Here is a 17,897-nt window from a genome sequence, read left to right as displayed (position 1 = left end):
CGGAGCCTTCCTCTTTCAGGACGACCTCAAGCTTGATCTTCGGCCTGCCCGGCGGGTAAGCCGACTTCCGGCCGCCATTCCGGGTCCCGCCCGATGAACGCCACCAGCTTGTCCTGCGCGGAAGCGTCCTCATCGACGGGCACGGCGGCACCGAACTGCCCGCTGTCGCGAAGCATCTGCTCCATCGGCCCCATGGCCTCCAATGCGGCACGGCAGCGCTCTTCGCCCATGTCGATCTCGCGGCCGAGCGCTTTGGCGAGGTCCCAGGAGTGCATCCAGACGTCGCCCGTGTAGAACTGGTCGATCGCTTCCTCCACCGGCTTGTCGCCGAAGTGCGGATTGCTGAGCACTCTCCCGGCAGGATCGTCCAGGATGGCCTGGATGTCGGCGACGTGCCGCTTCCACGCGGCGACCGGGTCGTTCTCGACGTCCAAAGCCGGGAGTTCGATCCCCGCCCCCTGCAAGAGGCCGCGGGACCACTCGACCAGATGCTTCACGACATCGATGGCCGTCCACCCGTCGACCGGACTGGGTCGCGTCCAGTCCTCTGCCGAGGCGGACTCGACCAGCGCGGTGAACCGGGCCGCATCATGCGCGTGCCGCTGAGCAGGTCTCTCAAGCTCAAGCGGAGTCGCGGATCCATTCGCGAGCAGCTCGTCGAGCTTGTCGAAGCCCTCCTCGACTCCCACGTCCATACCGCTGGACAGCATGCCGTCACGGGTCTCGAAGGCGCGTACCAGGCTCAGCCCTCGCAGGCGTGTACGCCCGCCTTCGAGTGCTTCGAATGTCAGCGTCTCCAATGCGACGCCGTCGGGCTCGCCTTCGTAGGTGAAGGTCCTGACGATGCGCTCGTTCGGCCGCACCTGGTGGAAGCTGCCGTAGAAGGAGGCGATCTCTTCGCCCCCGCGATCGTTCGCGAAGGCCCACTCGCCGCCGGTACGTGCGTCCCATCGCGTGACTCTCGTGGTCATCGACCGCGGGCCGATCCACTGCGCGAAGAGCTCAGGGTCGACGTGGGCCCGGAACACGTGCTCGGGCGGCGCGTCGAATTCCCGGATGATCTCGATCGTGGGGACCTTCTCGTCCACCGCAATCTCGGTCTCATGCCTGGTCATGATGCTTCCTTCCTAGGGGTTTGCCGGTCATGCTCGTCGTCGGCCATGCGGCCCAGCAGGGCGTCGAGTCGTTGATAGCGCTCCTCGGCCTCTCGGCGATAGCGCTCGATCCACTTCGTCATCAATCCGAGCCCGTCCGCGTCCAGGTGGACCGGCCGACGCTGGGCGTCCTTGCTGCGGGTCACCAGGCCGGCCTCTTCGAGGGCCTTCACGTGTTTGGAGACCGCTTGGAGGCTCATGTCGTACGGCTCCGCCAGATCGCTCACGGTCGCGTCCGCATCGGCCAGCCTGGCTATCAGGTCTCGCCGTGTCGGGTCGGCCAGCGCCGCGAACGCCCGGTTGAGCCGCTCCGTGTTCTCTTCCACCGAACTTCCTCAACTCATTGGTTGAGAACAAGGTTATGCCGACCCACAAGCATTGTCAACCGAAGCGTTGAGAACCGAGGTGAGCGGCCCCGGTCAGGGCCGAGGCTCCTGGACGGCGCTTCCATCTGAGCGGTGCCGACACGAGCTCGGGCCGGTGGCATGATGCCACCGGCCCGAAGTCGCTGTCTCTAGCGCAAGCGCGTCAGTCGGCCTGGTTCAGAAGCCCTTGAAGGTCAGCGGGGGTGAGGTCGAAAACCGGGGAGGCATCGCCGAGCTTGGAGTCACGGAGATGGAAACCGTCGGAGTCGCCGCACAGCGAGACCTCGACACAGTCGGAAGAGTCGGTGCTACCGCTGCGGGTGCTCTTGCGCCAGGCTCGGCGGACCTCAACGCAGTCAGAAGAGTTGGAAGCTCCGCTACGAGTGCTCTTACGCCAGGAGGTCACGGCAGTTTTCATGGAGGAACTCCTTCAACGGTATCCCAAGTCGCCACATGGCCCGACCGGCATCATCGTACAGGGCAACGAGGTTGTCCTCCTCGATGCACCAGCTGCCGTGAAGGATCTCGGAGTAGACGAAGGTAGGCGGAGCAGTCTTGCTCTTGCCCGGCTTGTATACGCTGAATGGCGTGTTGCGGCCGGTATGGAAACTAGCGATTACCCTGACTTCGACATTCGGCAGCTCATCGTCTGCAAGCATCTGGTCTACCAACTCTCGTTGCACGCTCTTCGGCAGAGTGCGCAAAAGATAGATCGCGCTGTCCCCGATGAGATATTGGATGTCGGGCGGGTTCTTGCGTCCTCGGATCGCTGTCCGACGTCCGTACTTGAACTTCCATCCCTTCTCCGACTCTGACAGCTCTAGCTGCTCGGCAGCTTGGGGAACGAGGTCGTGGTAATACCTCGTCTGCAGCGGTCCGGGAACCAGGTGCGGCTCGTACTTGAAGATGATGCCCGAGTGGAGCTCTGCCTTCGCCAGCGCCATCGCATGGAACCTGGCGTCCGCCTCCAGCCGTTGCGAGTCCTTCTTCTCCAGGACCAGCTTGAGGTATCGCTTGTTTTCAGCGGTGAGATGGTAGGTCTCGGCGATCTGGGAGACCTCGCTCGACTTCGGGTGGCGTTCGCCCTTCTCCCAGTAGTAGATCGTCTGTGAAGAGCATCCGAACTCCTGTCCCGCCTCCGCTTGCGTGAGTCCGGCCGCGATTCTGGCGTCCCGGAGTGAGACCGCAACGAACCATCGCATGAGTCGTGCTCGGATCATCGTTGAACTCCCGATGCTCTTCGACTGGTGGGGCTCCATGATGGCATAAGTCCGGAATTTGTAAACCCCCCACTTCGCAAGTGCTCTAACAGAATCGGCCTAATTTTGTTAGGGCGATTCCGTTAGGCTCCGCACCGGAGAGCGCTCAAATAACGGCCCGCGCCTCATTGTGAGCTGCGGAAACTCGTCCTACTGTCATCCATGTCGCAGGTTGATCCAATCTGAAATGGAGGACACCGATGAGCAACCGAAGTCGCACCGCACCCGCGCCCGACCCGTTGGAGCGCGGGCGGTTCACCGATGGACACACCGATTTCACCGTCCGCGCTTCGACAATCGACGCACCGGATTCGTTCCAGGTGTCGGCGGACGACAACCTCGCCGACATCGTGCTGATCGTGTCCGGTCTGAATTCCGGCGACCTTCACGCCACGTGGGGCCAGGGCTGGCGGGCGTTCAACCCCGAGTGGAAGGTCTGGGTCGAAGACGTCGCGTTCAAGGTCTTCTACACCGGCCACCACATCACCGACCGTCCGTCGAACCGTCCCGGCTCCGGCGACGGCGGCCCGGGGCCGGTGAAGTTCTGCAATGGGTGACGCCACGGGCGACGCTCCCGAGCCCGAACCGGCATCCCAGGGCTGTCACGACAGCGATCCCGACACGGACGGCTGGCTCGGCGACTTCGCCAGGGAGCCGGCGGTGTTCTCGGTCTTCCGCATCGGCCCCAACAACGGCGGCCACCCACTCGTCCCGGCGGAGTACCGCGTCTGCTGCAACGACGGCGCGGGGCCGCGGGAGATCTGCCGTTTCAGCGACGAACCCGATCCGGTCCCCGAATGGTTCGGCGCCTGGAGGGGCGACGAGTGGTGCGAATGGATTCTCGAGAAGACCCGCGCACTCATCGCTGAACCCGACAACAAATAGCGGCACTCAAGCCGCGCCGCGTCCCGGCGACATCAGACCTTCCTCCCGGGCCGGTCGGTCCGAGGTGGCGGACCGACCGGCCCTCTCCGCCACTGATGTGCCACAACAAGTCGTGTGCTTGCGATCACATGGCGGGTCACTTATTCTGGCGATACCCCTAGTCCGGAAGGAGTTCCGGTGTCGAACGTCGACGAAGCCTCGGGTTCGGTCGGCGCGAATGCGGAGAGCGCGCGCGAACTGGCCGGCGGCATTACTTCCTCCAAGGACCTGCTCGAACAATTGGCGGCGCAACTGGCCGCCATCGGCGTGGACGTCAAATCGAATCAGACTCAGGCCGCGAGTGACCGAGCCGAGGAACTCGCCGGACACGCCAATGCTCTGGCCGACGCACTCGATGCCCTTCGCGCACAAGTCGACGCATTGAAGGCTTTAATCGTGACGGCCTCTGGGAGCACCGGTTCCGCGACACTGTCTCGCGGTTCGTCCCTCCGGCCGGCGTCGTTCCCGCTCACCGGCGCTTCGCAGGAACCGCCGCCGATCAAAGGCCCCGCCGCGTCGACCACGCTGAAGCCCGTGGGCAAGCGGCACCTGTTCGGTCAGATCCGCCCGAAGAGCCCCGTCAAGGCGAAGAACACGGTCGTGCTCCCCCACGTCGACACCGACGCCGACATCGCCGCGATCAAGGCGGGCCGTGCGACTCATCTCCGCGACAATCTCTACGAGGTGAACGGCCGGACGTACGGCGTCGAAACGCCGTCGGGCACGGTCTATCCCGTTCGAGGCGAAGGCTTCGCAGAAATGAATAAGTTGGAATTCACCGCGCTCAAAGCCCTCTTGGCCCATGGCGGGGACCGGGCGTCAGCCGAACGTGATCCCAGGATCGCACGGTTTCGCCGACATATGACCGACCGGACATGGGAACATGCGCGCAGCGTGTTCGACCGGGCGCAGGGGAGGGCCTGATGCGCGACTACACGATCGTGTTCATCGAACCGGTGAATCTGAGCTTCCTCGTCGAAGCCGTCTCCGCGGCCTTCTCCGTTCCTCCCGAGCAGATCGAAATCTGGAACGGCCGCAATTTCACCGCGCCCGTGGCCGAGCCCGTGATCGCGCAAGTCGCCGTCGGATCCGGGCCGGGCGCGTTCGCCGAGTTCGTCGGCTTCGACGCCTTCGCCGAGCACACCGGCGAACCCGAGGTCCTCGCCGTCGCCGTGGAACTCGCGACCCGTTTGAAGCGGCGTGTGGTCTTCGGGCCGGAGTCGGCCGAGGAGTTCCGGTGGACCCTCGTCGCCGCCGACGGCTCGCACGGCCGCGTCGTGGTCGACAGTGAGCAGCTCGACGACGGAGTCCTCGCCGTCATCGGCGCCGTCGAACCCATCGCCGGGGCCCCCGACCTGCCGCTGATCGAACCGGGAGCGCCCTGAGCGCGTCCGTCCACGCTCCCGGTGCCCCGGTCCCGACCGGTCAGCCCATGGCCATCCGCAGGATCGCGGCCCCCTCGTTCATGCCGAGGAGCTGCAGCACGAGGATGCCCGGCTCGGGTTCCGGCGGCGGCAGGGTGCCGCCGCCGTAGCAGGCCGAGGAGGAGGAGGTCGAGGTCAGCACCGATTCGCACAGGCCCCCGAGGGAACCGGTGCTCTGCCCCGCGCCGGGGAACGCCGTGCTGATCTCGATGCCGTTCTCGGTCACGTCGGTGATCGAGAGGGTCACCTCGCCTTCGGCGGTCGTGAACACGAAGTCGGTCGGCTCGGACACGGCGACTTCGCATTCGCCGTCGTCGCAGGCCGAGTAGTCGGTGCCGTCGGCCGCCGTGGGCGCGTCGGAGGAGGCGGCGCCGGCGTCCGGATCGGAGTCCGAGGCCGAGTCGTCGCCGCAGCCCGCCAGGGCCAGGGCGGCGACGAGCGAGCAGGCGGCCAGGCGTCGCCGACGGAAGGTTCGCGAGAGCGTCATGGGACGAGATTAAGCGCCGGAATCCGGGACCGGTCCCGATTCGGCGCTCGGCGTCGAGGCACTGGTCCCGCCCCGGCTCCCACCGGAGCGGTCGCGGCTCAGACGTGGTCGCGCCAGGTGTGCTGCGGGTCGTAGCCGAGGACCCGGCGGGCCTTCTCGATCGACAGGAGCGTCTCGTGGCCGCTCACCGGGCGCTTGAGCTCCAGGTCCGGGTAGTACTCCTTGACCAGGTCCATCGTCGGGGTGGTCATCACGGTGTCCGGGGAGGCGATCACGAAGACCTCCTTGCCGGCGCCCTCGCGTTCGAGGCCGAGGCGGATCGCCTGGGCGCCGTCGCGGGCGTCGATGTAGGACCAGAGGTTCCAGTTGCGGAGCGTCGGGTCGTCGTCGAACGCCGGGAAGGCCGCGTAGTCCTCGACGTACATGACGTTCGAGAAGCGCAGGCCCGTGGCCTTGAGCGCGGGGTTCCAGCGGCACAGCTGCTCGACCATGGCCTCTTCGAGGGTCTTGACGAGCGAATAGGTGGACTCGGGCCGCGGCGCGTACTCCTCGTCGACCGGCAGGTACGGCGGCGGGGTCTCGAACGGGAGGCCGAGCACGGTCTCGCTGGAGGCCCACACGACGTTGGCGATCCCGGCGACCTTCGCGGCGGCGAAGACGTTGTAGGTGCTCAGCATGTTGTTGCGGAAGATCGCCGAGTTCGCGTGGAGGCCGGGCGCGGGGATCGCGGCGAGGTGCACGACCGCGTCGACCGCGTCATAGCGGTCGTCCACGCCGGTGAGGGCGCCGACGACCTGGCCGTAGTCGGTCAGATCGATCTGGAGGAACGGCGCGAGGCCGTCGGGCGAGGGGACGCGGTCGAGGTTGACCACCTCCCAGCCGTGCTCCACCAGGTCCCGCACGCAGGCGCGGCCGAGTTTGCCGCTGCCTCCGGTCACCGCCACTCGCGCCATCGCATTGCCCCCTTTTGCTTCGGTGTGATCGCTCGCAGCCTACGACCTGGAGTGCACTCCAGGACAACCCGCCTGCTCATCGGAGCCGACGCGCCGGTCGCTCACGCGGTGGCGGGATCGTCGCCGCGCGCCCTGCCGTCCGAATCCGACGCGCAGTCTGGCGGGCGGCGGGCGATCGCGCGGTGGCAGGATCACGGTCATGACCCCCGCCATCCGGATCGGTCCGATCGAGATCCTCGCCCTCGCCGACGGCGAGGGGCCCTTCTTCTCCCCTCGGGCCGAGGCCTTCCCCGCGGCCACCGCCGACCAGTGGGCCGCGGCCGACCGCCTCGACCCCGGCGCGGTCGACGCCGCAGGCCGGTGGATCCTGCAGTTCCGGGCCTTCGCGATCCGCGGCCCGAAGGGCACTGTCGTGGTCGACGCCGGGATCGGCCCGGCCGACGGCCCCGCCTCCTCGTGGGCGCCCGTGCCCGGCAGGCTCCCCGAGACGCTGGCGGCCGGCGGCATCGATCCGGCCGAAGTGGACACCGTGGTGCTCACCCACCTCCACACCGACCATGTCGGCTGGGCCGTCGTGAGCGAGGGCGAACACCGCCGCCCCTACTTCTCCAATGCCGAATACCTGCTGCAGCGAGGTGAACTCGAAGCGATCGAGACGCTCAACCCGCAGCTTCGGGAGACCCTGATCGACCCGCTCCGGCGGGCCGGGCGGCTCCGGCTCCTCGACGGCGACACACCGCTGCGCGGCGGCGTGCAGGTCCTCGCCACCCCGGGGCACACACCGGGGCACCAGAGCGTGCTCGTCGACGCCGGCCGCGAGCGGGCGCTCGTCACCGGAGACCTGCTCGTGCACGCCCTGCAGCTGCTCTACCCGGAACTGCCCTACGCCCACGAGACCGACCCCGAGACGGCAAGGCGCTCAAGGGAGCGGATGCTCGACCGCGACGCCGCGACCGTGCTCCACCTGGCGACCCCGCACCTCACCGAGCCGTTCGTCCGCGCTCGGGGGCGTTGACGCGGCCTCGGACCGCTGCGGTGCACCGCCGTCCTGGCGCACGCTTCGGGAAGCCGGGGCGTCGGTCTCCTGCTCCCGGCCGGTCAGGGCTCGGGCGTTCCGATCGCCAGCGCCTCGAAGTCGACGATCAGGTCGGCGCGTTCGCGGCCGGCCCGGATGCGCTCGGCGTTGCGCTCGTCGACCTCCGCGACCCAGGAGCGGGCGTGCTCGGGGCTCTTCCCGAAGCGCTCGTGCCGGGCGATCAGCCGCTCCAGGCGCAGCGGCTCGGGCGTCTCGCAGTACCAGACCTCGGTCAGCGCCGCCCGCACCGCGGGCCACGGGCCCTCGTCGTCGAGCAGGTAGTTCCCCTCGGTGACCACGAACTCGGCCTCCGGGAACACCGGGATCGAGCCCGCCACCGGTTCCCCGACGCGCCGGTCGAACGCGGGGGCGTAGACGGTCTCGTCGCGGCCCTCGGCGATGCGTTCGAGGAGCGCGCGGTAGCCCGCGCCGTCGAAGGTGTCGATCGCGCCCTTGCGGTCGCGCCGGCCCAGCCGGACGAGTTCGGCGTTGGCGAGGTGGAACCCGTCCATGGGGACCTGCACCGCGCGGCGGCCCTCCGGGTCGAGCGAGCGCGCCAGCCACGCGGCGGCGGTCGACTTGCCCGCGCCGGGGCAGCCCGCGATGCCGATGAGCACCCGCCCGCCGTCGGCGCCGAGCGCCTTCACCCGGTCCGACAGCGATTGCGGGTCGTCTGCGAAGTCCACTCGCCGAACTTAACCGACGGCCCGGATCGACCCGCCGCCGTGCCCCGGGCGAGGCCGTTTGACATCCACGGAAGCCTAGATCTATGATGCATAGAAGATCAAGGCATAGAACCGCTAGGGTTAGGAGGCTCCCCCCTCATGCACATCGCGAAAGACCTCGTGGCCGCCTCGGCCACACCGCTGGTCCTCGGCATCCTCGCCGAAGAGGAGAGCTACGGCTACGCGATCCTCAAGGAGATCAGCGACCGCTCCGGCGGCCGCCTGGAGTGGACCGAAGGCCTGCTCTACCCGCTCCTCCACCGCCTCGAACGGCTCGGCCACGTCGAGGCGACCTGGCGCACCCCCGAAGGCGGACGGCGGCGCAAGTACTACGCCATCACCGACGCCGGCCGCAAGGAACTCGTCGAGCAGCGCAAGCAGTGGGCCGCCGTGACCGAGGCGCTGCAGGACGTCTGGAAGGCGACGCGCTCGATCGGCCCGATCGCGCCGCCGGTACTGGAGGGGTGAGATGACCACGGAGAACGACACCGATCTGGAAGCCCAGATCGCCGAATGGCGGACCTACATGCTCCGCCGCCGCGCCATCCACGGCTCCGATGTGGACGAACTCGAGGACCACCTGCGCGAGCGCGTGGGCGACCTCACCGAGACCGGCCTGCGCCCCGACGAGGCCTTCCTCATCGCCGTCAAGCGAATGGGCCGCATGGACGAGCTCTCCCGCGAGTTCGCCCGCGAGCACTCCGACCGGCTGTGGAAGCAGCTCGTGCTCACCCCCGACGCGCCCGCCGAGGCCGAGCGCCGCCGCGACCTGCTCGCCATGGTCGTCTGCGCGGCCCTCGCCGCCCTCGCCGTGAAACTCCCGACCCTGTTCGGCCTCGACCTCGACCAGGACCAGGCCTTCTACGCCCGCAACGCGGGCCTGTTCGCCCTCGCGCCGCTCACGGCCTACTTCGCGTGGCGGCGGCGCGTCGGGACCGGTACCGGGGTCGTGCTCGCCCTGCTCTTCGTCCTCGGCGCGGTCGGCGCGAACGCGTACCGGCTGGACGACGACTCGCAGTCGATCGTGCTCAGCGCGCTCCACCTGCCGCTGGCGCTGTGGCTCGTCGTCGGCCTCGCCTACGCCGCCGGCGACTGGCGCTCGGGCTCGAAGCGCATGGACTTCATCCGCTTCACCGGCGAGTGGTTCATCTACTTCGTGCTCATCGCCCTCGGCGGCGGCGTGCTCACCGGGGTCACCGTCGGCACGTTCAGCGCCATCGGCATCGACGCCGAGGTGTTCATCAGCGAATGGCTGCTCCCCTGCGGCGCCGCCGCGGCCGTCATCGTCGCCGCGTGGCTCGTGGAGGCCAAGCAGGGCGTCATCGAGAACATGGCCCCGGTGCTCACCCGGGTGTTCACGCCGCTGTTCGCCGTGACGCTGGTGGCCGTCCTCATCGCGATCGCCGTGACCACCAATGCCATCGACGTCGAACGGGACATGCTCATCCTGTTCGACCTGCTCCTGGTGGTCGTGCTCGGCCTGGTGCTCTACTCGATCTCGGCCCGCGACCCCGGCAAGCCCGCCGGGATCTTCGACTGGATGCAGCTCGCCCTCGTCGTGAGCGCCCTGCTCATCGACGTCCTGGTGCTCATCGCGATCACCGGCCGCATCACCGAGTGGGGCTTCACGCCCAACAAGAGCGCGGCGCTCGGCGAGAACCTGATCCTGTTCGTCAACCTCGCCTGGACCGCCTGGCTGTACTTCTCGGTCATCAAGGGCCGCAAGCGGTTCGCACTACTGGAACGCTGGCAGACCGACTACGTGCCGGTGTACGCCGCGTGGGCCTGGACCGTGGTCCTGGTCTTCCCGCCGCTGTTCGCCTTCGCTTAGCCGTAACGCCCTCCGTCGGCGCCGACCTCGGATTCGTCGAGGTCGGCGCCGGCGGGGCGTCTGCATGATTCGCAAGCGGTGGATCCGTCGGCCCGAGCATCACGAGGCTCCGGGCGCGGCGGGCGGGCGGCGCCACTGCAGGAGCGGAAGGTTCACGCCGAGGAGGTTGCACGCGGTCTCAGCCGGGCCACCGGGCCACCGGGCCACCGGGCCACCGGGCCACCGGGCCACCGGGCCACCGGGCCACCGGGCCACCGGGCCACCGGGCCACCGACAAAGCCTGAGGCCACCCGGCCGCAGCCGGGCAGCCGGGCAGCCGACAAGGCCTACGGCATCCCGACTGCCACGGGCGGCCACGACAAGGCCTGCGGCATCCTCAACTGACATCGGGCACTGCGCGAACGAAGCACCACCACAGCACGGGGCGCTCAGATCTCCGACTCGGTCACCGTCGAGGCAGGGCGTTCATGGCCAGGTCGGCGACCGCGCGGAGCTCTTCGGCGGTCGCGCCGTCCTGGGCGGAGCGCGACATGCCCCGAACTACGGCCGCGATGAAATCGGCGAGTGCGTCGATGTCGGCGTCTTCGGGAAGCTCCCGGTTCGCGACGCCCTGGCGGAGGCGCTCTGCCACGGCCGCTCGCGACCGGGCCCGAATCGCCCGCAGCTCGTCCTCGACCTCGGCGGCGTCGGGTCCGTGATTGATCGCGCCGGAGATGATCAGGCACCCGGGCGGTTGGCTCGGATCGGTGTAGTTGACGGCGATCTCGTGGAGCATCCGCTCAATCGCGCCGCGGGCGGTGGGCTCTTCGGCGAGTGCCACGCCTACGAAGGCACCATAGGTGGCCTGGTAGCGGGTCACCGCCTCACTGAAGAGCCGCCGCTTGTCGCCGAAGGCGGCGTAGAGGCTGGCCGGTCGGATGCCCATCCCATCAGTGAGCGCGGCGATGGAGGCGGGCTCGTAGCCGTACCGCCAGAACACGCGCAGGGCCTTGTCAAGAGCTGCGTCTCGGTCGAACGACCTGGGCCTTCCTCTGGTCACCACCCCATTATATAGCGATCGCTCAAGAATCTGGTAACCTCATGTCGGTCAGATTATTGATCGATCACTCAAGAAAGGAATCGCCATGTTCCCCCTCTCGGGAAAGACCGCTCTCGTCACCGGCGCCAGCAGGGGCATCGGCCGCGCCATCGCCGTCGGGCTGGCCGGGGCCGGGGCGCGCGTCGCCGTTCACTACAGCGCGAGCGCTCAGGCCGCCAAGGAGACGGTCGCTGCGATCGAATCCGAAGGAGGCGCCGCCTTCACCGTCCAAGCCGACCTCGCCGAACCCGGCGCGGCCGATGCCCTCATCGACGCACTCGCTATCGAACTGGGCGGGGACCCGCTCGACATCCTCGTCAACAACGCCGGCGTCAACGCCTACGGTGGCATCGGCGGCGTCAGTGAGGCGGACTACGACCGCGCCTTCGCCGTCAACACGAAGTCGCTGTTCTTCGTCACGCGCAGGGCACTGGAGCTCATTCCCGACGGCGGCCGCATCGTCAACATCGGTTCCGGCGTCACCCGCATCGCCTTCCCCGAAGGCATCGCATACGCCATGACCAAGGGCGCAGTCGACGCCTTCACGCTCGCCCTCGCCGCGGAACTCGGGCCCCGCGGGATCACGGTGAACACGGTCGCTCCGGGCATCATCGACACCGACATCAATGCCTCTTGGCTGCGCGGCAACGCTGAGGCGCAGGCAGCAGCCGCAGCCCGGGCCGCACTCGGCCGGGTCGGCCTGCCGGAAGACGTGACCGGCCCAGTCCTGTTCCTGGCCTCAGAGGCGGGCCGATGGACCACCGGACAGGTCATCGACGCGACCGGCGGCTCCGACCTCTAGACCGCTTCGACCGGTTTGCAGGGTTTCCCGTGAGCTCGTTCCACCGGGGCGCCACGGGAAGCTCTGCGAACCGTTGGAGAACGGGCGTTCAGTACGCGAACGTCACCGATCACTTGGCGAGCGCAGGAGCCGAGTCGCTTCACAGCTTCATCTTCGATGAGAGTCGGTGTTCGATCGGCGGGCCATATGGGTGCGCGGAGGCCGGGTGAGTGCGTCGACTTCCGTGTCGCGGTGCGGTGGCGGTTCAAGCGGTGGCGACAATGGGGCGGGCGGCAGGATCCGGTCCCTCTTCGGCCGGCCGGTCTGTGGTGATCAAGGTCCGAGCGGGCACCGACAACCCGGCGGGCGGAGCGGGGTCCCTGACCGGCTTTCGGCGGTACCGCTGGCGGGCAAGGGAAAAGACTTGTGTCCGTTACGGGCGCAGGCCTATGCAGCAGCCGCGGCCCGTCTCGGCGGTTCGTGGTCGCTGCTTCACTCCCCGCCGGGTTCCACGGTCCCGGCGGGCGGGGTAAGAACGGGATCAGATCCTCGGCGGAAGATCGCTCCCCATAGATCGGAGGCGGGTTCGTGTCCGGGACTCGATAAGCCCTCATGGCGGCCCCGCCATCCTCGCCATCGCCACCGCGATTCTCACCGGCGTCACCGTCATCATTCGCGTGGCCGGTGTCGTGGGTATTGAGGCCGCGGGCGTCGTATGCGGCGGCACTGCCACCGAAGGCGAAGTATCGACGGGCTTCCTTCACCTGCTCGGTGACCGCGGCCAGATGCGGAGTCATGGCCTCGGACCATTCGGTGGGGTACAGCCCAGTCGGGAAGCAGCTCTTCGCGTCGTCTTCGAACAGGGTGTCCATGTCGGCGTCGGTGCGCCAGTCCGCGCACCCTGCCCCGCACGCCCCGCCCTGGTCCTCGCTCACTTCGTGGCCCTCATGGTGAACGATCGACGCCCGCCCGGGCGCGGTCTTGGTGACACTCCAGCCCGCGGTGTGGACGCGGCCATGGTGGAACCGGCACAGCAAGATCAGGTTCTCCGCCACGGTCTTTCCGCCGTCGGCCCAGTGCCGGACGTGGTGGGCCTCGGTCCAGGCGACCGGACGCCCGCACCCGGCCCAAGCGCAACCCTCGGGCTGCTCGAGTTCGAGTTTCCGACGCAGGGCCGTGTTGGGCAGACGCCGTGCCCGACCGAGTTCGATGGCCTCCCCGGTGGCGTAGTCGAACACGCTCGGGACCACCACGCCCTCACAAGCGAGGAACCGAGCCCTGGCAAGGGAGATCGGCCGGCTCTCCAGCAGCGAGGTGCGGCCGGTGTCGTTTCCCTGCAACGTCTCGATGTCGACGGTCAGGTTCAGCGTCACCGTGTGCCCATGCCGGGTGACGGCCTCAGGAGCGGACCCGTAGCCGGCGAGCAGCTGGTGGAGGGCTTCGGCATTGCGAGTCGCCTGCGGGGGCAGGACCCCCTCGGCGTCCGCCTCCTCCTTGCGGGGCGGGGGCACGGCGGTCTTCAAGTACTTGTCAAGAAGCATCCCGGTAGTGGCCGACAGCAGCCCTGAGACGACCCACATGCCGCCCTCCCCCAGTCCCTGCACCTCGAGCCGCTGAAGGGACTCCTCCCCGAGTGCATCCAGGAGTTCGGCCTCTTCAACGAGGTTGGCGTGCAGTTCGGCCAAGTGCCGTTTGAGGACCCGGTAAGGGGCGTGAGCGGCATACTCGACCACCAGTTCCTCCGGGCTCGCGCAAACCGTGTCGCAGTCGAACGGAGACGCCACAGGAGTACGGAAGGGGGTGCGGGCGAACAGGGCGCTAGCGGCGGTTTTCGCCAGGGAGCGGACCGCGTACGCGACCTGGTCGATCCGGGCGTACCCGGTCAGGGCCGCCTCGGCCAGCACGCTGAACTTGTTCGCGTACTTCGCGATCACCGCGATCTCACCGGCCGCCGAGCAGGTGAAATCGAAGGTCGAGACCAACCAGTCCCGCTGCGCCGAGAACCCGTCGGCCTCGCGATGCACCCGGTGTTCGAAGGCGTCGATCACAATCCGCAGGGCGGTGGCGTAAGCGCCGTTCACGAGAGCAGCGGTGTCATCCAGGAGTGCCCGCGTCATCTGGGCACGAGAAGTGGACCCTGACACGGAATGAAGAGGGGACGCGAGCTGAACGTCGAGGGCTTCGACGGTACTGGTTGCCATCAGGGTCCGCCTCCCTTACCTATGCTCGAATGCCTGTCGGTTTTTCAGTGACTCGTCCTATGTCAATAGTGACAGTCCGGTTACGAATCCGCATCGCCCAGAGGGGTGAAAGTTCTATGAGGACGGTTCGCGACATGACCTGAACTGCCTGTGCCGCCGTGAGATTAGAAGCGGACGGCTGCCGATCAGTCCACCCGCGCGCGCACCTCGTCGTCACCGCTCGCCTGAACCGGGATCGACGCGGGCCAGGCAACCGAAATCCGACCGAGGCCCCTCCGCCCTCGTCGTCGCTGCCCCACTGAACCGGGATCGAGACGAACCGGGCAGCCGAAACCGAACCGAGGAGTTCTCCAGCCTCGTCGTCACCGCTCGCCTGAAGCGGGACCGACACGAACCAGGCAGCCGAAACCCGACCGAAGCCCACGCCCACCTCGTCGCCGCCCGCCCGAACGCCAACCCGGCGCGACCCCGGCGACCGCCCGCCTCCCCTACCGCGGCAGACCCCTCGCCGCCACTCGCAAGGACCGCGGCGCACGGCAGCGGCCCCGACCGAAGAGCGCCCGGGTCGCGTCCGCGACCCGGGCCTTTGTCCTATTCGGATCCGAAGGCCGAGTCGAACGACGCCTGCGGCGGATCGAAGTTCAAGCCCCGCACGAACTCGACGGCCTCGGCCGCGCCGCGCAGGCGGTCCATGCCCGCGTCCTCCCACTCGATCGAGATCGGCCCCGCGTAGCCGATCCGGCCCAGGACCCGGAAGCAGTCCTCCCACGGCACGTCGCCGTGGCCGGTGGACACGAAGTCCCAGCCGCGCCGCGGGTCGCCCCACGGCAGGTGCGAGGAGAGCCGCCCGTTGCGGCCGTCGAAGCGCTTGCGGGTGTCCTTGCAGTCCACGTGGTAGATCCGGTCCCGGAAGTCCCACAGGAACGCGGCCGGGTCGATGTCCTGCCACACCATGTGGCTCGGATCCCAGTTGAGGCCGAACGCGGTCCGGTGCCCGACCGCTTCGAGCGCCCGGTGCGTCGACCAGTAGTCGTAGGCGATCTCGGAGGGGTGCACCTCGTGCGCGAAGCGGACGCCGACCTCGTCGAAGACGTCGAGGATCGGGTTCCAGCGCGCCGCGAAGTCGTCGTAGCCCGCCTCGATCACCGACTCCGCGACGGGCGGGAACATCGCCACGTACTTCCACACCGCCGAGCCGGTGAAGCCCACGACGGTGTCGACGCCGAGCTTCGCCGCCGCGCGGGCGGTCGTCCGCATCTCCTCGGCGGCCCGCCGCCGCACCCCTTCGGGGTCGCCGTCGCCCCACACGTGGGCGGGCACGATCGCCTTGTGCCGGTCGTCGATCGGGTCGTCGCAGACCGCCTGGCCGACCAGGTGGTTCGAGATCGCCCACAGGCCCAGGCCGTGCGATTCGAGGATCGCCTTCCGCTCGGCGACGTAGTCGTCGTCCTCGGCGGCGCGGCGCACGTCGAGGTGGTCGCCCCAGCAGGCGACTTCGAGGCCGTCGTAGCCCCACCCGGAGGCCAGGCGGCACACCTCCTCGAACGGCAGGTCGGCCCACTGGCCGGTGAACAGCGTGACTGGTCTAGGCATCGATGAGGCTCCTCAAGAAGGCCAGGCCGTCGACGGCGATGGCGTCCTGGGTCGGCGCGAGCGGCCGCCAGATGGAGGCGGCCGTCGCGATGGTCGCATTGTGCGCGGTGAACGACTCGATCACCAGAGGACCGGGGTACCCGGCCTCGTCCAGAGCACGCAGGATCGCCGGCCACGGCAGGTGGTCGCGGCCCGGCGCGCCGCGGTCGTTCGCACTCACCTGGACGTGGCCGATGCGCCCGGCGGCCCGCCCGATCGCCGCCGCGAGGTCCGTCTCCTCGATGTTCATGTGGTAGACGTCCAGCGCCAGCGCGGCCCCGGCGAGGCCGTCGAGCGCTTCCAGCGCCTGGTCGACGGTGTTGATCAGGCTGGTCTCGTAACGGTTGAGCGGTTCGACGGCCACCGTCACGCCGCGTTCGGCGGCGTACTCGGCGACGGGCCGGAGGTTGGCCCGCAGCTCCCGGTACGCCGCCGCGCGGTCCTCGATCCGCCAGGTGCGGCCGACCGAGGCGTACGCGGGACCGGCGATGACGGGCGAGCCCACGGCGGCGGCGGCGTCCACGACGCGCCGCAGGTAGTCCTGCGTCTCGGCCACCGTCGCGCCCGGGGCGTCGACGAGTTCGCGGCCCGGGCCCATCACCAGGACCACGGTGGCGTCGAGCCCGAGTCCCTCGAGGAGCTCGGCGGCGCGTTCGGGGTCCCAGTCGCCGGGCGCCTCGACCGGGAGCTCGATCGCGTCGAACCCCCACTCGCGGACGCGGACCGCGAGCCGGGCCAGGGCCTCGTCGTCGAGCGGCGAGGCCCAGACCCAGGTGTTGACTCCTACCTTCCGGCTCAACGGTCCCGCCAGGCGTCGGGGAAGCCGGGCAGGTCCTCGCCGCCGAACTTGGCGTAGTGCAGCGAGGGCATGTCGGCGTTGCGCTCCAGGTAGTCGGCGAGCTCGGCCTCGGTGATCGGGTCCTGCGGGAGGACCCACTCGGCCGGGACCTGCTCGCCGTTGAGGATCATCGTGGCGGCCAGGACCGGCGTGCGCCACTGGAAGTTGGAGTAGACGGGCGCGATCGCGGTCATGCCGGTCTCCTCCCACTTGCGCATGAACGACAGCTCGTCCTCGCCGGCCATGACCGGGTAGGGCTTGCCGGCGTCCTCGAACGCCTCGATGGCGGCGACGGCGCCGTCCCCGGCGTCCATCCAGATGCCGTCCACGTCGCCGCGCTGGAGGTACTGGGTGACGATGTTCTTGATCTCGGCGGCGTCGCCGCCGGTGAACTCGTTGCCGAGGATCTCCAGTTCGGAGTCGCCGAAGATCTCCTGGGCGGCGGCCCAGCGGTGTTCGAGCACGTCCACGCCGGGCAGGATGCGCAGCGCGAGGACCGTGGAGCCCGGTTCGAGGTTCTCGACGAGGAACTCGGCGGCGTCGGCCCCGTAGGCGTAGCCGCCGATCGGGTGGATGAACGTGGTGGCGCAGTCGGTGTTGACGCCGCGGTCGAAGACGATCACCGGAATGCCCGAGGCGCAGGCGGTCTCGACGGCGGGCGTGAGCGTCGCGGTGGTCGAGGGCGAGATGATCAGCGCGTCGCATTCGCCGGAGTCGACGAACGCCTGGATGTCGGAGATCTGCTGGTCGTCGTCGTCACCGGCGTCGGAGTGGCGGAACTCGCCGATCTCGCCGGCCTCCTGGAGGACCTTCACCTGCTCCTGCATGGTGATCCAGCCGGTGACGCGCCAGGGGTTGGAGACCGAGGCGTTCGAGAAGCACACCGTGGCGTCGCCGCCCTCGCGGGCGTACTGGCTGGTGTCGATCCACTCGGGTTCGATGGCCTGGAGCCACGGCTGGCTCGGGTCGCCTTCGGGTTCGATGTCGCGCTGGGCGAGCTGTTCGTCGTATTCGGCCTGGACGAACCACTCGTCGCCCGAGGGGGCTCCGGAGGTGGCGTCGTCCTGGGACTCGGTCGGTGCGTCGGTGGTGCAGCCGGTCGCGAGCAGCAGCCCGAGGGCGGCGGCCGAAGCGAAGGCTAGGCGCGTTGTCTGCATGGTGCGGACCTTC

The 17,897-nt window shown here is 68.8% G+C and carries 20 protein-coding genes and 1 pseudogene; 8 read left to right on the top strand and 13 right to left on the bottom strand.

The features are described 5' to 3' along the window. Positions 1–26: 26 nt before the first annotated feature. The 5 genes and pseudogenes from K3N28_RS23515 to K3N28_RS07415 all read right to left on the bottom strand — a co-directional run bounded on the left by K3N28_RS23515 (position 27) and on the right by K3N28_RS07415 (position 2,778). The gene (locus K3N28_RS23515) at positions 27–653 is read right to left on the bottom strand and encodes a TIGR03086 family metal-binding protein (protein ID WP_374209714.1); all 627 of its coding nucleotides are present in this window, start codon (positions 651–653) and stop codon (positions 27–29) included. Next, positions 642–1,115: pseudogene (locus K3N28_RS23510) on the bottom strand (SRPBCC family protein); the annotation flags it as partial. The gene K3N28_RS23515 and the pseudogene K3N28_RS23510, both read right to left, overlap by 12 nt. Next, positions 1,112–1,480, bottom strand: a complete 369-nt coding sequence (locus K3N28_RS07425) for a helix-turn-helix transcriptional regulator (protein WP_228091850.1) — start codon at positions 1,478–1,480, stop codon at positions 1,112–1,114. The gene K3N28_RS07425 and the pseudogene K3N28_RS23510, both read right to left, overlap by 4 nt. Positions 1,481–1,682: 202 nt before the next feature. Then, positions 1,683–1,937, bottom strand: coding sequence for a DUF397 domain-containing protein (locus tag K3N28_RS07420; RefSeq protein ID WP_228091849.1), 255 nt, complete (start codon positions 1,935–1,937; stop codon positions 1,683–1,685). Then, positions 1,909–2,778 (bottom strand): Scr1 family TA system antitoxin-like transcriptional regulator, encoded by an 870-nt coding sequence (locus K3N28_RS07415; protein WP_228091848.1) that lies wholly within the window; start codon positions 2,776–2,778, stop codon positions 1,909–1,911. The genes K3N28_RS07420 and K3N28_RS07415 overlap by 29 nt, the downstream gene beginning before the upstream one ends. 200 nt (positions 2,779–2,978) lie before the next feature. Between K3N28_RS07415 and K3N28_RS07410 the strand changes: the two genes are divergently transcribed. The 4 genes from K3N28_RS07410 to K3N28_RS07395 all read left to right on the top strand — a co-directional run bounded on the left by K3N28_RS07410 (position 2,979) and on the right by K3N28_RS07395 (position 5,087). Further along, on the top strand, positions 2,979–3,335 hold the full coding sequence (locus tag K3N28_RS07410; protein ID WP_228091847.1) for a hypothetical protein: 357 nt from the start codon (positions 2,979–2,981) through the stop codon (positions 3,333–3,335). Then, complete coding sequence (locus tag K3N28_RS07405; RefSeq protein ID WP_228091846.1) at positions 3,328–3,663, top strand: hypothetical protein; 336 nt, start codon at positions 3,328–3,330, stop codon at positions 3,661–3,663. Before K3N28_RS07410 ends, K3N28_RS07405 begins: the two co-directional genes overlap by 8 nt. A gap of 177 nt (positions 3,664–3,840) precedes the next feature. Further along, a complete protein-coding gene (locus tag K3N28_RS07400; protein WP_228091845.1) occupies positions 3,841–4,626 on the top strand; it encodes a hypothetical protein in 786 nt (261 codons plus the stop codon). Beyond that, on the top strand, positions 4,626–5,087 hold the full coding sequence (locus K3N28_RS07395; RefSeq protein ID WP_228091844.1) for a hypothetical protein: 462 nt from the start codon (positions 4,626–4,628) through the stop codon (positions 5,085–5,087). The genes K3N28_RS07400 and K3N28_RS07395 overlap by 1 nt, the downstream gene beginning before the upstream one ends. 40 nt (positions 5,088–5,127) lie before the next feature. On the opposite strand, the gene K3N28_RS07390 is transcribed toward K3N28_RS07395, so the two are convergent. Beyond that, on the bottom strand, positions 5,128–5,613 hold the full coding sequence (locus tag K3N28_RS07390) for a hypothetical protein (protein ID WP_228091843.1): 486 nt from the start codon (positions 5,611–5,613) through the stop codon (positions 5,128–5,130). Positions 5,614–5,711: 98 nt separating this feature from the next. Then, the gene (locus tag K3N28_RS07385) at positions 5,712–6,566 is read right to left on the bottom strand and encodes an NAD(P)-dependent oxidoreductase (RefSeq protein WP_228091842.1); all 855 of its coding nucleotides are present in this window, start codon (positions 6,564–6,566) and stop codon (positions 5,712–5,714) included. Between the two features lie 199 nt (positions 6,567–6,765). On the opposite strand from K3N28_RS07385, the gene K3N28_RS07380 reads away from it, so the two are divergent. Continuing rightward, entirely contained in the window at positions 6,766–7,581 is an 816-nt protein-coding gene (locus tag K3N28_RS07380; RefSeq protein ID WP_228091841.1) for an MBL fold metallo-hydrolase, read from the top strand. A gap of 83 nt (positions 7,582–7,664) precedes the next feature. Here K3N28_RS07380 and K3N28_RS07375 read toward each other — a convergent pair whose 3' ends face one another. Continuing rightward, on the bottom strand, positions 7,665–8,327 hold the full coding sequence (locus K3N28_RS07375; protein WP_228091840.1) for a nucleoside/nucleotide kinase family protein: 663 nt from the start codon (positions 8,325–8,327) through the stop codon (positions 7,665–7,667). A gap of 138 nt (positions 8,328–8,465) precedes the next feature. Between K3N28_RS07375 and K3N28_RS07370 the strand changes: the two genes are divergently transcribed. Together K3N28_RS07370 and K3N28_RS07365 are read left to right on the top strand one after the other, a co-directional pair. Next, the gene (locus tag K3N28_RS07370; protein ID WP_228091839.1) at positions 8,466–8,834 is read left to right on the top strand and encodes a PadR family transcriptional regulator; all 369 of its coding nucleotides are present in this window, start codon (positions 8,466–8,468) and stop codon (positions 8,832–8,834) included. Position 8,835: 1 nt separating this feature from the next. Next, a complete protein-coding gene (locus K3N28_RS07365) occupies positions 8,836–10,197 on the top strand; it encodes a permease prefix domain 1-containing protein (protein ID WP_228091838.1) in 1,362 nt (453 codons plus the stop codon). A gap of 445 nt (positions 10,198–10,642) precedes the next feature. On the opposite strand, the gene K3N28_RS07360 is transcribed toward K3N28_RS07365, so the two are convergent. Next, on the bottom strand, positions 10,643–11,236 hold the full coding sequence (locus K3N28_RS07360; RefSeq protein ID WP_228091837.1) for a TetR/AcrR family transcriptional regulator: 594 nt from the start codon (positions 11,234–11,236) through the stop codon (positions 10,643–10,645). Between the two features lie 85 nt (positions 11,237–11,321). On the opposite strand from K3N28_RS07360, the gene K3N28_RS07355 reads away from it, so the two are divergent. Beyond that, the gene (locus K3N28_RS07355; protein WP_228091836.1) at positions 11,322–12,077 is read left to right on the top strand and encodes an SDR family NAD(P)-dependent oxidoreductase; all 756 of its coding nucleotides are present in this window, start codon (positions 11,322–11,324) and stop codon (positions 12,075–12,077) included. Here the strand turns inward: K3N28_RS07355 and K3N28_RS07350 are convergent. The 4 genes from K3N28_RS07350 to K3N28_RS07335 all read right to left on the bottom strand — a co-directional run bounded on the left by K3N28_RS07350 (position 12,074) and on the right by K3N28_RS07335 (position 17,884). Then, entirely contained in the window at positions 12,074–14,257 is a 2,184-nt protein-coding gene (locus K3N28_RS07350) for an HNH endonuclease signature motif containing protein (RefSeq protein ID WP_228091835.1), read from the bottom strand. The two genes, K3N28_RS07355 and K3N28_RS07350, sit on opposite strands and share 4 nt — an antisense overlap. A 591-nt stretch (positions 14,258–14,848) precedes the next feature. After that, positions 14,849–15,850, bottom strand: coding sequence for a sugar phosphate isomerase/epimerase (locus K3N28_RS07345; protein WP_228091834.1), 1,002 nt, complete (start codon positions 15,848–15,850; stop codon positions 14,849–14,851). After that, complete coding sequence (locus K3N28_RS07340; protein WP_228091833.1) at positions 15,843–16,688, bottom strand: sugar phosphate isomerase/epimerase; 846 nt, start codon at positions 16,686–16,688, stop codon at positions 15,843–15,845. Before K3N28_RS07340 ends, K3N28_RS07345 begins: the two co-directional genes overlap by 8 nt. Further along, positions 16,685–17,884 (bottom strand): substrate-binding domain-containing protein, encoded by a 1,200-nt coding sequence (locus K3N28_RS07335; protein ID WP_228091832.1) that lies wholly within the window; start codon positions 17,882–17,884, stop codon positions 16,685–16,687. Before K3N28_RS07335 ends, K3N28_RS07340 begins: the two co-directional genes overlap by 4 nt. Positions 17,885–17,897 lie beyond the last annotated feature (13 nt).

Origin of the sequence: Glycomyces sp. TRM65418 (assembly GCF_019710475.1) — a bacterium.
Classification (GTDB): Bacteria; Actinomycetota; Actinomycetes; order Mycobacteriales; family Micromonosporaceae; genus Glycomyces.
This window is presented reverse-complemented; position numbering and strand designations above follow the sequence as displayed.

Bases quoted from the DNA above. Each gene is read 5' to 3' on its own strand.
- K3N28_RS07380 (WP_228091841.1), top strand. From the start codon at position 6,766: ATGACCCCCGCCATCCGGATCGGTCCGATCGAGATCCTCGCCCTCGCC.
- K3N28_RS07355 (WP_228091836.1), top strand. From the start codon at position 11,322: ATGTTCCCCCTCTCGGGAAAGACCGCTCTCGTCACCGGCGCCAGCAGG.
- K3N28_RS07410 (WP_228091847.1), top strand. From the start codon at position 2,979: ATGAGCAACCGAAGTCGCACCGCACCCGCGCCCGACCCGTTGGAGCGC.
- K3N28_RS07365 (WP_228091838.1), top strand. From the start codon at position 8,836: ATGACCACGGAGAACGACACCGATCTGGAAGCCCAGATCGCCGAATGG.
- K3N28_RS07405 (WP_228091846.1), top strand. From the start codon at position 3,328: ATGGGTGACGCCACGGGCGACGCTCCCGAGCCCGAACCGGCATCCCAG.
- K3N28_RS07350 (WP_228091835.1), bottom strand. From the start codon at position 14,257: ATGGCAACCAGTACCGTCGAAGCCCTCGACGTTCAGCTCGCGTCCCCT.
- K3N28_RS07420 (WP_228091849.1), bottom strand. From the start codon at position 1,937: ATGAAAACTGCCGTGACCTCCTGGCGTAAGAGCACTCGTAGCGGAGCT.
- K3N28_RS07415 (WP_228091848.1), bottom strand. From the start codon at position 2,778: ATGGAGCCCCACCAGTCGAAGAGCATCGGGAGTTCAACGATGATCCGA.
- K3N28_RS07395 (WP_228091844.1), top strand. From the start codon at position 4,626: ATGCGCGACTACACGATCGTGTTCATCGAACCGGTGAATCTGAGCTTC.
- K3N28_RS07370 (WP_228091839.1), top strand. From the start codon at position 8,466: ATGCACATCGCGAAAGACCTCGTGGCCGCCTCGGCCACACCGCTGGTC.
- K3N28_RS07345 (WP_228091834.1), bottom strand. From the start codon at position 15,850: ATGCCTAGACCAGTCACGCTGTTCACCGGCCAGTGGGCCGACCTGCCG.
- K3N28_RS07385 (WP_228091842.1), bottom strand. From the start codon at position 6,566: ATGGCGCGAGTGGCGGTGACCGGAGGCAGCGGCAAACTCGGCCGCGCC.
- K3N28_RS07390 (WP_228091843.1), bottom strand. From the start codon at position 5,613: ATGACGCTCTCGCGAACCTTCCGTCGGCGACGCCTGGCCGCCTGCTCG.
- K3N28_RS07335 (WP_228091832.1), bottom strand. From the start codon at position 17,884: ATGCAGACAACGCGCCTAGCCTTCGCTTCGGCCGCCGCCCTCGGGCTG.